General features: G+C 75.3%; 9 protein-coding genes. 6 read left to right on the top strand and 3 right to left on the bottom strand.

The window, feature by feature from the left end; translation table 11 throughout:
* Positions 1-134 precede the first annotated feature (134 nt).
* The 4 genes from FHX44_RS36125 to surE are packed head-to-tail and all read left to right on the top strand — an operon-like array spanning position 135 to position 3,852.
* Positions 135-1,835 (top strand): formate--tetrahydrofolate ligase, encoded by a 1,701-nt coding sequence (locus FHX44_RS36125; protein WP_147259870.1) that lies wholly within the window; start codon positions 135-137, stop codon positions 1,833-1,835.
* Positions 1,836-1,879: 44 nt separating this feature from the next.
* Positions 1,880-2,107, top strand: a complete 228-nt coding sequence (locus FHX44_RS36120; RefSeq protein WP_147259869.1) for a hypothetical protein — start codon at positions 1,880-1,882, stop codon at positions 2,105-2,107.
* Positions 2,108-2,136: 29 nt separating this feature from the next.
* Positions 2,137-3,066 carry a 1-phosphofructokinase family hexose kinase gene (locus FHX44_RS36115; protein ID WP_147259868.1) on the top strand — a complete coding sequence of 310 codons (930 nt, stop codon included), beginning with the start codon at positions 2,137-2,139 and terminating at the stop codon, positions 3,064-3,066.
* Positions 3,067-3,081: 15 nt separating this feature from the next.
* Positions 3,082-3,852 carry a 5'/3'-nucleotidase SurE gene (surE, locus tag FHX44_RS36110; protein ID WP_246170777.1) on the top strand — a complete coding sequence of 257 codons (771 nt, stop codon included), beginning with the start codon at positions 3,082-3,084 and terminating at the stop codon, positions 3,850-3,852.
* 243 nt (positions 3,853-4,095) lie between these two features.
* Here the strand turns inward: surE and FHX44_RS36105 are convergent, their stop codons facing one another.
* The 3 genes from FHX44_RS36105 to FHX44_RS36095 all read right to left on the bottom strand — a co-directional run bounded on the left by FHX44_RS36105 (position 4,096) and on the right by FHX44_RS36095 (position 7,092).
* A complete protein-coding gene (locus tag FHX44_RS36105) occupies positions 4,096-4,716 on the bottom strand; it encodes a D-sedoheptulose-7-phosphate isomerase (RefSeq protein WP_147261742.1) in 621 nt (206 codons plus the stop codon).
* A gap of 121 nt (positions 4,717-4,837) precedes the next feature.
* Positions 4,838-6,076, bottom strand: a complete 1,239-nt coding sequence (locus FHX44_RS36100; protein ID WP_147259866.1) for a glycosyltransferase — start codon at positions 6,074-6,076, stop codon at positions 4,838-4,840.
* A 5-nt stretch (positions 6,077-6,081) separates the two neighbouring features.
* Complete coding sequence (locus tag FHX44_RS36095; protein ID WP_147259865.1) at positions 6,082-7,092, bottom strand: glycosyltransferase family 4 protein; 1,011 nt, start codon at positions 7,090-7,092, stop codon at positions 6,082-6,084.
* Positions 7,093-7,215: 123 nt separating this feature from the next.
* On the opposite strand from FHX44_RS36095, the gene FHX44_RS36090 reads away from it, so the two are divergent.
* Entirely contained in the window at positions 7,216-8,859 is a 1,644-nt protein-coding gene (locus FHX44_RS36090; protein ID WP_147259864.1) for a RecQ family ATP-dependent DNA helicase, read from the top strand.
* An 86-nt stretch (positions 8,860-8,945) separates the two neighbouring features.
* Positions 8,946-13,367 carry a SpoIIE family protein phosphatase gene (locus FHX44_RS36085; RefSeq protein WP_147259863.1) on the top strand — a complete coding sequence of 1,474 codons (4,422 nt, stop codon included), beginning with the start codon at positions 8,946-8,948 and terminating at the stop codon, positions 13,365-13,367.
* Positions 13,368-13,397 lie beyond the last annotated feature (30 nt).

Here is a 13,397-nt window from a genome sequence, read left to right as displayed (position 1 = left end):
TCAGTAGCCGGAAGTCCCCTGGACACGGCGCCCGTCCCCGGCCTCTCCTGTGATCGAGGCCACCGGGGCGGATACGGTGAGCCGCAGGGGGTAGCAGCGGCCCCGCACGGGGCCACGAGCGGTGAGGGGGCGCGATGGGGGCATTCCCGTCCGATCTGGCGATCGCGAAGGGTGCGACGCTGCGGCCGCTGGTCGACGTCGCGGCCGCGATGGGGATCGGGCCGCACCTGGTCACCCCGTACGGCCGGGAGGTCGCGAAGATCGAGCTCGCCGCGATCGACGAGCTGGCCGACCGGCCGCGGGCCAAGTACGTGGTGGTCTCCGCGATCACCCCGACCCCGCTCGGCGAGGGCAAGACCACCACCACCGTGGGGCTGGGCCAGGCGATGCGGCACATCGGCCGCAGCGCCACGGTGGCGATCCGGCAGCCGTCGATGGGCCCGACGTTCGGCATCAAGGGCGGCGCGGCGGGCGGCGGCTACTCGCAGGTGGTGCCGATGGAGACGCTCAACCTGCACCTCACCGGCGACTTCCACGCCGTCACCGAGGCGCACAACATGCTGTCGGCGATCCTGGACAACCACCTGTTCCAGGGCAACGGGCTCGGCATCGACCAGCACAACATCACCTGGCGCAGGGTCCTCGACGTGAACGACCGGGTGCTGCGCAACATCGTGGTCGGGCTCGGGTCGAAGGGCGACGGGGTGCCCCGCCAGACCGGCTTCGACATCACCGCCGCCTCCGAGGTGATGGCGATCTTCGCGTTGGCCCGGTCCGTGCCGGAGCTGCGGGAGCGGCTCGGGCGGATCGTCGTGGCCTACACCGGCGCCGGCAAGCCGGTCACCGCGGAGGACATCGGCGGGGCGGGCGCGATGGCCGTGATCATGCGCGACGCCCTGCGGCCCAACCTGCTGCAGACCCTCGAGAACACCCCCGTCCTGGTGCACGCAGGCCCGTTCGGCAACATCGCGCACGGCAACTCCTCGGTGGTCGCCGACCTGATCGGCATCCACGCGGGCGACTTCCTCATCACCGAGGCCGGCTTCGGCGCCGACATGGGCGCTGAGCGGTTCTTCAACATCAAGTGCCGGGCGTCGGGGCTGCGGCCCGACGCCGCCGTCGTCGTCACCACCGTGCGTGCGCTCAAGGCCCACTCCGGGCGGCACCGCGTCATCGCGGGCAAGCCGCTGCCGGAGGCGATGCTCGCCGAGAACCCGGACGAGGTGCACGCAGGCGGCGCGAACCTGCGCAAGCAGATCGAGAACATCCGGCTGCACGGGGTCTCCCCCGTCGTCGCGATCAACGCCTTCCCCGGCGACCACCCGAGCGAGCACGCCGCGATCGCCGAGATCGCCGAGGCGGTGGGCGCCCGATCTGCGGTCTGCACGCACTTCGCCGACGGCGGTCGCGGCGCGGTCGAGCTGGCCCGCGCCGTGGCCGAGGCCGCCGAGGAACCGTCGCACTTCCGGTTCCTGTACCCCGACGAGGCGCCCCTGCGGGAGAAGATCGAGACCGTTGCGCGCGAGGTGTACGGCGCCGACGGCGTCGACTACGACCTCGTCGCGGCGCGCCAGCTCGACTCCTACGAGCGCAACGGCTTCGGCAACCTGCCCGTCTGCATCGCGAAGACGCACCTGTCGATCTCCTCGGACGCGTCGCTGAAGGGCGCACCCACGGGCTGGCGGCTGCCGGTGCGGGAGGTGCGCGCGTCGGTGGGCGCCGGGTTCATCTACCCGATCTGCGGCGACATGCGGACCATGCCGGGCCTGGGCGCCAACCCCGCGGCGCACCGCATCGACCTGGACGCGAACGGCGAGATCGTGAACCTCTCCTGAAGGGACCTGCCGGTGCGCCGGGCCCCGTCCGGGTACCCACGGCCATGACCGAGCACGAGCAGGACCCCACCGAGCACGATCCCGTCGAGCACGATCCCGTCGAGTCAGCGCGTCCGTCGATCGGCCGCCGCGACGAGCCCGACGCGATCCGCCCGGACACCGAGGACCGGCCCCACCGCAAGCTCCCGCCCGATCCGGAGGAGGACGACACCGCGGGCGACGACGCCCCGGACGCGCCGCGGCCCACCGAGTCCCCGGCAGGCCGCGACTAGCCCCACCGGGCACCGGGTACGGATCGGGCATGCCACCCGCTGTCGTCCTTTTCGCTCCCTCGCCGCTGCTCACCGTCACGATCGAGGATCGGGCGGGCCAGCCGGACATCCACGTCCACCCCGGTGGGCAGGGGGTGTGGCAGGCAAGGATGATCTCGTCGCTCGGCGTGCCGGTGGTGCTGTGCGCCGCGCTCGGCGGTGAGGCCGGTGACGTGCTCGAGCACCTGTTGCCGAGCGAAGGCGTCGAGCTGCGCGCCGTGCGCGTCGGCGCCCGCAACGGCGGCTACGTGCACGACCGCCGCGGCGGCGACCGCGAGGCGATCGCCGAGGCACCGGGTGGGCCGCTGGACCGCCACGAACAGGACGCGCTCTACGAGCTGGTGCTGGCCGAGGGGCTCCGGCACGGCACGGCCGTGCTCGCCGGCCCGAACTCCGACCAGGTGATCCCGGCGGAGCTCTACCGGCGGCTCGCGACCGACCTCGGCGCCAACGGCTGCCGGGTGGCCGCCGACCTGGCCGGGGAACGCCTCGACGCGGTGCTCGCAGGTGAGCCGGCGGTGCTCAAGGTGAGCCACGAGGAACTCGTCGCCGACGGACGCGCGGACAGCGACGAGCCCGCGGTGCTGGTGGCCGCGATGAAGCAGCTGCGCGCCGACGGCGCCGACACCGTGATCGTCTCGCGGGCGGCAGAGCCCGCGCTCGCGCTCCCCGGGGGCGGCGACGCCGTCCTGGAGATCCACGTCCCCCCGCTGCAGGCCGCCGAGCCGCGTGGGGCGGGCGACTCGATGACCGCGGGGGTGGTCGCGTCGCTGGTGCGCGGCGACTCGGTGCGCGAGGCGCTGCGGATCGGTGCGGCGTGCGGCGCGCTGAACGTCGTCCGCCGCGGGCTCGGCACCGGCGGCGAGGCGGCCGTCCGCACGCTCGCCGAGCGCGTCGAACTCATCGAGTGGGAGGGCTGAGCAGTGCGCGCCCTCGTGACGAACGACGACGGCATCGACTCCCCCGGCATCGCCGCGCTGACGCGGCTGGCCGTGGCGGCCGGGCTCGACGTCGTGGTGGCCGCCCCCGCCACGCAGTCCAGCGGCGCGAGCGCCGCGATCACGGCGGTCCGCGAGGAGGGCCGCACCATCGTGGAGCGCCGCGAGCTGCCCGACCACCCGGACGTGCCGGCGTGGGCGGTGCGGGCGCAGCCGGGCCACATCGTCGTCGCCGCACTGACCGGCTGGCTGGACCCGGCGCCCGACCTCGTGCTGTCGGGCATCAACCACGGCGCCAACGTCGGGCGCGCGGTGCTCCACTCCGGCACCGTGGGCGCGATCCTCACCGCCGCCGTGCACGACGTGCGCGGGCTCGCGGTGAGCCTCGACGTCGCGCTGCACCCCACCGGGGAGCGCCGCTGGGACGCCGCCGACGACCTCTTCCCGCGCGTGCTGGACCTCCTGCTCGACGCGCCGCCGGGCACGTCGCTGTCGCTGAACGTGCCCGACCGGCCCGCCGAGGCGCACCGCAAGCTGCGGCACGCGCGGCTCGCCACGTTCGGTGCCGTGCAGGCCCGCGTCGACGAGGTCGGCCCCGACGGGTTGCGGCTCGGGGAGGTCGAGGTCGGCACCGAGCCCGAGGAGGGCACCGACGGGGCGCTCCTCGCCGCGGGGCACCCGACCCTGACCGCCCTGCGCCCGGTCGCTGAGGACGAGGGCCGCTTGGTGCCGGACTGGCTGGCGCACGCGGAGCGGGTCCGGGCTTAGGAGCGCACCGGTCGGCGCAGCCGGTCGCCGTCGAAGATCGACCAGCGACCACGCGCCCTTGGTCAACTCCCACGTCCGCACAGACGAGCCGCTCGCCGCGATCACCCATGTGATCGGTCCGAGCAGCACGCCGCTGCTGGCACAGCAACCGTGGCGTGCCAATCAGACAGATCGCAGACCCGTCGGCGAGCACGATCCATCCGAAGCGACGCGTAGCGCCCTTGAGACCTGGGAGGGGCGCTGCTAGGCCGCCGAGTCGACCGTGGCCGCGACGGCGGCGTCGACCGCCCGGCACAGCATGTGCACGGCCGCGAGGTGGCACTCCTGCACGGTGGCGGTGTCGCCGGGCAGGCACACCGCCCGGTCGCAGGCGTCCGCGAGGGGGTTCGGTCCCGGCCCGGTGATCGCCCACCTGTTGGCGCCTGCGCCGGCCGCCGCGTCGGCCGCGGCGAGGAGGTTCTGGCTGCGGCCGCTCGTCGACAGCAGCAGCACCACGTCGCCCGGGCGGGCGTGCGCCCGCACCTGCCGTGCGTAGATCTCCTCGAAGCCGTAGTCGTTGCCGATGGCGGTGACGCTCGAGGTGTCGGCGTGCAGCGCGATCGCGGCCAGCGGGCAGCGTTCCCCGTCGAACCGGCCGACGAGCTCGGCCGTGAGGTGCTGGGCCTCCGCGGCGCTCCCCCCGTTCCCCGCGGCGAGCAGGCGACTGCCCGCGAGCAGGCGCCCGGCGAGATCGGTGCCCCAGTTGCCCAGCGTCGGGGCCGCGGCGCGCAGGACCGGCAGCGCGGCGGCGAGCCGGTCGACGTGCGCGCCGAGCTCGCCCGACACCTCACCGGGGCGGGTCAGGAGCGGGGAGGTCGTCGGCATCGCACCCGGGAACGTCTCGGGGAAGGCGGGCGGGAACGTCGAGGCGCTCATCGCACGACCTCGCTGCGCTCGGCCGGGCGCTTCGCGCGGCGCTGTGACATTGATTCGCTCGCAAGCTCGCTCATCGCTGTACTCCGGCGGTCTCGGAAACGGCCGCCAGCGGATCACGCCTGCGGCGGGTGGCGAGGACGTCGTCGTACACCTGCGCGGTGGCGGCGGCCACCCGTTCCCAGTCGTAACGGGCGAGGACACGGTCGCGGCCCGCGATGCCGTACGCGGCGCCCATGGTCGGGGAGGCGAGCAGGTCCCGCAGGGCCGTGGCGAGGGCGTCGGGCCGGCGCGGGGGCACGAGCAGCCCGGTGACCTGGTCGACGACGGTGTCCTGGATCCCGCCGACGGCACTGGCCACCACCGGTCGCCCGCACGCCATCGCTTCCAGCGGCACGATGCCGAACGGCTCGTACCAGGGCACGCACACCACGGCGTCGGCCGAGCGCAGCAGCGCGGGCACGTCGGTTCGGGCCATGGGTCCGGTGAAGTGGACGCGGTCGGCCACCCCCGCCCGCCGGGCGCACTCGCGCAGCCGGGCGACGTCCGGATCGCCCCTGCCGTCATCTCCTGGGCCCTCGCCACCGGCGATGACGAGCTCGGCGGCCGGCAGCCTGCGCATCGCCTCGATCACCTCGTCCACGCCCTTGCGGCGCACGAGGCGGCCCAGCGACACCAGCCGCGGCCGGTCCCCGCGCGGGGCGGCCGGACCGTCGGGTGTGAACGTCGTGGTGTCGACCCCGCACGGGACGACCGTCATCCGGCGGCGCGGCGCGCCCATCCGGGCCAGCTCGAACACCTCGTCGGTGCAGGTGGCGAGCACACGGTCGACCTGGCGGGCCACGGCGAGCTCGGCGCGGACCCGGCCGTCGGGGCTCGTGTCGTCGGTGCCCTGGTGGCGACGCTTCACGCTGCCCAGCGCGTGGAAGGTCTGCACCACCGGGATGCGGCCCGCGGCGGCCGCGAGCGCGACCATGCCGGACATCCAGAAGTGACCGTGCACGACGTCGGGCGGATCGGCGGACCACGCGTCCTCCAGCGCCCGTGTGAACGCCGGCAGGTACGGCACCAGCTCGTCCTTGGGTACGGGTCGCGCCGGTCCGGCGTCCACGTGGCGGATGACGACGCCGGGTCGCGCCGGGACGGTGTCGGGGAGCGCGTCGTCGTCGCGGCGGGTCCACACCGTGACCTGGTGGCCCATGTCGGCGAGCGCGGAACTGAGCTCGAGCACGTGCACGTTCTGCCCGCCGGCATCGGCTCCGCCGAGGGCTGCGAGCGGGCTCGCGTGCTCGGAGACCATGGCGACCTTCATGCGGATCAGCTCCTTCCGTTCGTGGCGGATGCGACGGGGACGCGGGCCGCCGGACGTTCGGTCACGTCCGCGAGCAGCGCATCCCATTCACCGAGGAATCGGTCGAGGCCGTACCGGGCCAGCGCATGAGCGCGGGCGGCGACGCCCTGACGGCGGGCGAGCTCCGGCTCGGCGACGAGCTCGCGCAGCGCCCGTTCCAACCGGTCGGGATCCGTCGAGCAGCAGCCCGTGCCGGGCGGCACCGCCTCGACGGCCTCGGTGGTGGCGAGCGCCACCACCGGCATACCGAGGTGCATCGCCTCGATGAGCGAGAGCCCCAGCGACGTCCAGCGCGACAGGTGCAGGTAGGCCCGCCTGCGCGCCATCTCGGCGTGCATGCGGTCCTGCGGCAGGTCGCCGCACGACCTGACGCGCCCGGCGGTGCCCAGCGCGGCGTCGAGACCGGCGGTGCCCATCCCGAACACGTCGAGCGGGACGGACCGGGCGAACCGGGGCAGCAGGTCCGTGCCGGTGATCCGGCCGCGGCGCACGGGCTCGTTCACGGCCACGGCGGCGGCCGGCATCTCCCCGGTGTAGCGGGGGCCCGGGTCGACGACGCCGTGCTCGACGACGGCGGTCCGGGTGTGACCCGCGTCCCACATCAGCCGGTTGAAGTGGGTGACGTGGACCAGCAGGACGTCGTCCCGGTCGGCGACCGGGTGCCGGCTCGTGGCCGCGTGCTCGCGCGGGGTGTTGTGCTCCACGTACACCGCGGGGACGTCGCGGCCCGGGGTGCGGCCGAGCCACTGCCGCGCGAGCTCGAACTCCTCGGGCCGCTGGAGCACGACGACGTCGACGTCGGCGTCGGCCAGCTCGTCGGGTGCCACTTCCACGGCCGAGGCGGGCCAGTCCCATGCCGCCGGACGGCCGCCGCCCCACGGCCCGCGCTCCGGGAGCGTCGGAAGCAGGTAGCGGTGCGGCCCCTGGACGAACGCCGTCGCCCAGGAGCCGTGCACGTGCCAGACGAGTATGTTCACCCCCCTCGGTTGGACGGAACGCGCACGATCAAAACGCGCTTCACCCAACTGCTACTCACCGTGTCGAATGATCACGCTGAGTGCTCGCCGGATAGGTGGGTTTCCGAGGGGTACGCGGGACCCGTGAGCAGCCCCCGCACCGACCTGCGGCGCACCGCCGCCGAGACCTTCGGCTGGAGCCGGCTGCGCCCCGAGCAGCTCGAGGCCATGGAGCACGTGACGGAGGGCCGCGACGTACTGGCCGTGCTGCCCACCGGCTCCGGGAAGTCGGCGATCTACCAGGTGCCCGGATTGCTGCGGGACGGCCCGACGGTGGTCGTCTCGCCGCTCATCGCGCTGCAGCACGACCAGCGCGAGGGCTTGGCCGAGCGCACCGACGCGGACGCCCGAACCGTCGGCGCGGTCGCCGTCAACTCCGTGCAGAAGGCGGGCGAGAACCGGGCGGCGTGGGAGGCCCTCGACGCCGGCACGGCCGAGTACGTGTTCCTCGCCCCGGAGCAACTGGCGAACGACGACGTGGTGGAGCGGGTCCGCGCCGCCGGGCCCGCACTCTTCGTCGTGGACGAGGCGCACTGCGTCTCGGAGTGGGGGCACGACTTCCGCCCGGACTACCTGCGCCTCGGCAGCGTGATCGAGCGCCTCGGGCACCCGCCGGTGGTCGCTCTCACCGCGACCGCGGCCGCGCCGGTGCGGGCCGACATCGTCGAGCGCCTCGGCCTGCGCGACCACCAGGAGGTGCTGGCGAGCTTCGACCGCCCGGAGCTGCACCTCACCGCGCACCGGTACGCCGACGCCGACCAGCGCCGCGCCGAGGTCGAGGAGCGGGTCGTGGAACGGGCCGCGGACGGGGCCGGGCTCGTGTACTGCGCCACCCGCAAGGACACCGTGGCCTACGCCGAGGCGCTCACCGCCCGCGGGGTCGCGGTCGCGGCCTACCACGCCGGGCTGAAGCGGGCGGTGCGCGAGGACGTGCACGAGCGCTTCCTCGGCGGCGAGCTCACCGTCGTCGTCGCGACCTCGGCGTTCGGGATGGGCATCGACAAGCCGGACGTGCGGTTCGTGCTGCACGCGGCCGCACCCGCCTCGCTGGACGCCTACTACCAGGAGATCGGCCGAGCCGGTCGGGACGGCGAGCCCGCGGTTGCCGAGCTGCACCACCACAGCCGCGACTTCGACCTGCAGCGCTTCCTCACCGCGCGCCGGCCCAGGCCGGACGCCTTGCGCACCGTCCTCGCCCTCCTCGAGGACGGCCGGGCCCGCACCCCGAAGGAGATCGGCGCCGACTCGGGCCTGTCCCCCGCCCGCCGCACCGCCGCGCTCAACCTGCTCGAGCAGTCCGGCGCCGTCGCGACCGACGCCGAGGGCCGGTGCGCCGCCACCGGCGACCCGACCGGTGACGCCGCCGTGGAACGGGCTGTCACGATCGCCGAGCAGCGCCGCGAGATGGTCCGCTCTCGGATCGAGATGATGCGCGGCTACGCCGAGAGCACCGACTGCCGCAGGCGCATCCTGCTGGGGTACTTCGGCGAGCAGCGCGCCGAGCGGTGCGGGAACTGCGACAGCTGCGATGCAGGCACGTCCGTCCACCGGGAACCCGGCTCTGCGTCCGTCGACGGGCGGGAGACCGTGCGGCACCCGAAGTGGGGCGAGGGCGTCGTCCTGTCGGCCAAGAGCGACCGGGTCACGGTCCTGTTCGCCGAGCACGGCTACAAGACCCTCGCGCTCGAAGCCGTGCGCGACCGCGACCTGCTGAAGCCGGCCGAATAGCGGCCTGCGGCCGCGCACCCGCCGTCGCCCCGGCGCGCCGCAGGCACATCGGGCGGCGAGACGATCGCCACGCCTAGAATCCCCTGGTGACCGCCGCCCGCGCGTTGCCTTTCCTCGCCGCAGGGGGCGAGCTGGGCCGGCTGATCGGTGACCGCGACTGGGCGGCCGGTCCACTCGGCCCCCCGTCGACGTGGCCCGGCCCCATCCGCGTCGCCACCGGGATCGTCCTGCAGTCGCCGCAGCCCATGCTGGTGTGGGTCGGGCCCCAGCTCGTCGCGCTCTACAACGATGCCTTCGCCGCGCTCGCGGGCCGCGCCCACCCGGGCGCGCTCGGCAGGCCCGGCGCGATCGGGTTCGCCGACGTGTGGCCGGTGGTCGGGCCCGCCGTGACACGGGTCCTCGAGACCGGCATCGGCGTCCACGTGGACGAGCAGCCCCTGGTCCTGCAACGCGGGGACTCCCCCGAGGAGACCTACTGGACGTTGACGCACTCCCCCGTCCGCGGGGAGGACGGCGAGGTGTTCGCCGTCCTCACGTCCACCACCGAGACCACCGCCCGCGTGGTGGCCGACCGCAGGCAGGAGATGCTCCGCGCGCTGGGCGACCTGTCCCCCGTGCGCCTCGCGCCGGCCGGACACGCGATCGAGCGCGTCGCCGTCGCCGCCCTCGACGTGCTCGCGCGCAACCCGCAGGACATCCCGTTCGCCGCGGTCTGCCGGCCCGGCCCGGACGGCTCCGGCGAACCCACGACGGGTGAGCCGGAGCTGCAGGTGGCGACCGCACACGGTCTGCCGGACGGCCTGCCACCGCTCACCGCTCCCGACGGCTCGGGCTCGGCACTCGCGCTGGCGCTGCGCACCGGGGAGCAGGTCGTGGTCCGCGGGCTGCGGGACGGCTTTCCCGGCGCCTTCCCGGCCGGCAACGCGCTCGGGCCGCTCTCCCCGGACGCCGCGGTGGTGCTGCCGCTCGGCGCCGGCGCCCCCACCGGCGTGCTGGTCCTCGGCGTCAACCCCTACCGCCCGCTCGACGACGACCAGCTCGCGTTCCTGCGCGCCGTCGAGAACCAGGTGTCCGCGGCACTGGCCGACGCCAGCGCTCTCGACGGGGTGCTCGACGCCGCCCGCCACGACGGGCACGCGCCGTCGGACGAAGCGCTCGGCAAGGCGCTGTTCCAGGAACGCGAGCGCTACCGCACCCTCGTCACGCAGGCCCCCGTGGGCATCTGGGTCGCCGACCGCCGCGGCACCACCACGTTCGTCAACGACCAGATCGCGCAGCTGTGGGGCCGGCCAGCGGCGGACCTGCTCGGCGCGGGCTGGACCGACCAGCTGCATCCCGACGACCGCGCAGACGCCGCGGCCGGGTGGGCCGCCGCGGTCCGCCACGGCACGGTGTGGGAGTCGACATACCGCATCGTCGCGACCGACGGCACCGTCCGCGACGTCCGGACGTCCGCGCGTCCGCTGCGCGACCCCGCGGGCGAGATCACCGGCTTCCTCGCCACCACGGCCGACATCACGGAGGAGCGCCGAGCCGAGCAGATCCGCCGCGACGTCGCCACCGAGCACGCCGCCCGCAAGGCCTCGGAGGCCGCGGCCGCCCGGCTGCGCGCGATGGTGCAGGGCCTCGCCGCGATCGTGTGGGAGGCCGACTGGCGGCCGGAGTCGGGCGGTCTGCGGTTCACGTTCGTGTCCGACCGCGCCGAGGAGCTGCTCGGCCACCCCGCGGCCCGCTGGTGCGACGACCCGGACTTCTGGCCGGCGATCATCCATCCCGATGACCGCGACGAGGTCATCGCCTACGCGCACGAACGCACGGCGGCCGGCGTCGACCACGACCTCACCTACCGGGCCGTCGCGATCGACGGCCGGGTGATGTGGCTGCACCAGGTGGTGCACGTGGTGACCGGCCCTGACGGCGCCCCAGTGGCCGCCCAGGGCCTCACCGTGGACGTCACCGAGCAGAAGCGCGCCGAGCGCTCGGCCGCGCTGCTGGCCGACACCGGCCGGCTCGTCACGCAGGACGGCAGCGCCGAGGAGCGGCTCGGCGACCTCGCGCGGCTGGTCGTGCACGAGCTCGGAGACGCGGCCGTCGTGGCGCTGGTGGGTCCGGACGGCCTGCTGCACCGCGCCGCCGTGGCCCACGAGCACCCTGCCGTCACCGAGGTGCTGCGCTCGCTCAGTGCGACGAGGCTGCCCCCGGACCTCGCCGAGGCGCTCGCGCCCGGCCTGCCCATCGTCGTCCCGGTCACCGCGGAGCTCGTCCGGTCCGCGGTCGAGGACGACGCGAGCGCGGCGGCCCGGATCGCGCTGCGGGCGAGCAACGCCCTCGTCGTCCCGCTCGTCGTCGGTGACCAGGTGGCGGGCGTGCTCGCGTTCGTGAACTTCGGCACCGGCCGCTACTACCACCACGCGGAGCTCGACCTGGCCGCCGAGCTGGGCAGGCGGGCGTCGATGATGCTGACGTCCGACCGCAGGCGCACCCGGGAGCGGCGGCTGCAGCAGGTGAGCGCCGACCTCGCCTCCGCGGGGAGCGTCCTCGAGGCGGCCCGGCTGCTCGTCGCGCGGCTGCCCGACTTCCTCGGGGCATCGGCCGTGAGCGTGTACCTCGCCGATCCCGACCGCGGCCTGCGGCTCGTGCACGCCGCCGGCTACGCCGAGCCGGTGCTCGGCTCGTACTCGGTGATGCGGCTCGACGACCCGGTGCCGATCGCCGCGGCCGCGCGTACCGGCGAGCCGGTCTGGATCCGCAACCGCGAGGAGTGGGCGCGCACCTGGCCGACGCTGCTCGACAAGGCCGTCGCCGGCAACCGGCACGCGGCCGCCGCACTGCCGCTCGCCGCCGTCGGGCGGATCGTCGGCGCGATCGGCCTGTCCTTCCCCACCGAGCGGACCTTCCCCGCCGACGAGCGCGACTTCGTGCTCGCCCTCGTCGCCCAGGCCGCGCCCGCTTTCGAGCGGGCGGCCGCGGCCGACGAGCGCCGGGTGATCGCCGAGACGCTGCAGAAGAGCCTCCTGCCCCCGACCCTCCCCCGGCTGGACCGCCTGCCGCTGGCCTCCCGCTACCTACCCGGTGCGCGCGGCAGCCAGGCCGGGGGCGACTGGTACGACGTGCTGCCGCTGGACGCGGGCCGCGTCGCGATCGCCGTCGGTGACGTCGTGGGCCAGGGCGCCCGGGCCGCGGCGATCATGGGACAGCTGCGCAGCGCGCTGTCGGGGTACCTGCTCGAGGGCCACGAACCGGAGCAGGCCCTCGAACGGCTCGACCGCTTCGCCGGCCGGGTGCCCGGCGCCACCGGCAGCACCGTTGCGTGCCTGGTGCTCGACCCGGAGACCGGCGAGCTGGTGTGGGCCAGGGCCGGCCACCCGCCGCCGCTCGTGGCCGGGCCGAACGGCTGCCGCCGCCTCGACGACGCCACCGGCACCGTGCTGGGAGTGCGCGCCCGCCCGCCGTACGCCGTCGGGACGGCGACGATCACGCCGGGCGAGAGCATCGTGCTCTACACCGACGGCCTCGTGGAGCGGCGCGGAGAGCTCATCGACGAGGGGATCGACCGGCTCGCCGCCATCGCCGCGCGCCATCACGCCCTCGCCCCCGAGGCCCTCACGGACGAGCTGCTGACCGGTGCGCTCGCCGGGAGCCACTCCGACGGGGGACCGAACGGCGGTCCCGACCCGGCCGACGACGTCGCCCTCATCGTGGCCCGGCTGGTGCCGGCCCCGCTGCGGCTGGTGTTGCCCGCCGAGGCCGCGGTGCTGCGGGAGCTGCGGGCCGCGGTGCTGGCGTGGGCGTCGGCGACGGCCATCGAGGACGACGACCTCTACGACCTGCAGCTCGCCGTCGGCGAGGCGGCGGCCAACGCCGTCGAGCACGCCTACCGCGGCCGGGCCCCGGGCCCGATGTCCGTCGAGCTGGCCCGGGATCCCGAGGGCGGGATCGACGCGCACGTCCGGGACGAGGGCAGCTGGCGGCCCATCCCGCAGGAGAAGGGCTACCGCGGCCGTGGGCTCGAGCTGATCCGGGACGTCAGCAGCGGGATGCGGCTGCACCACGGACCCGAGGGCACCGAGGTGCGGTTCACGCTGCCGCCGTCCGGTGCCCCTGCCGCCCCGGCGCGCGCGGCGCCTGCCGCACCCGTCACACCGGTCCCCCCGGGCCCCGCGGCCCTGCGGCTCGCGGGCGGGACCGAGGACGGCGGTCCGGGTGCCGTGGAGATCCGCGGGGAGCTGGACCTCGCCGGTGTGCGTGGGGTCGGCGACGAGCTGCTGGCCTGCGCCGACGCCGGCGGCGCCCTCACGGTGGACCTGCGCGCCACCACCTATCTCGCCAGCGCGGGCGTCGCACTGCTCGTGGAGGCGGACCGACGCGTGCGCGCCGCGGGCGGCCGGTTGCGCGTGCTGGTGGCCCCCGGTGACGTCGTGCGCCGGGCGCTCACCCTCAGCGGGGTGGACGGGCTGCTCGAGGTGGTGGCCGACGAAGGCGGTCCGAGCAGGGCCGTCGACGGCTGATGGGCCGGACGGCCCAGCAGCCCGCGGCCC

Origin of the sequence: Pseudonocardia hierapolitana (assembly GCF_007994075.1) — a bacterium.
GTDB lineage: Bacteria > Actinomycetota > Actinomycetes > Mycobacteriales > Pseudonocardiaceae > Pseudonocardia > Pseudonocardia hierapolitana.
This window is presented reverse-complemented; position numbering and strand designations above follow the sequence as displayed.

Coding starts and splice junctions, on each gene's coding strand:
- FHX44_RS36105 (WP_147261742.1), bottom strand. CDS start 4,716: ATGCCGACGACCTCCCCGCTCCTGACCCGCCCCGGTGAGGTGTCGGGC.
- FHX44_RS36120 (WP_147259869.1), top strand. CDS start 1,880: ATGACCGAGCACGAGCAGGACCCCACCGAGCACGATCCCGTCGAGCAC.
- FHX44_RS36125 (WP_147259870.1), top strand. CDS start 135: ATGGGGGCATTCCCGTCCGATCTGGCGATCGCGAAGGGTGCGACGCTG.
- FHX44_RS36100 (WP_147259866.1), bottom strand. CDS start 6,076: ATGAAGGTCGCCATGGTCTCCGAGCACGCGAGCCCGCTCGCAGCCCTC.
- FHX44_RS36115 (WP_147259868.1), top strand. CDS start 2,137: ATGCCACCCGCTGTCGTCCTTTTCGCTCCCTCGCCGCTGCTCACCGTC.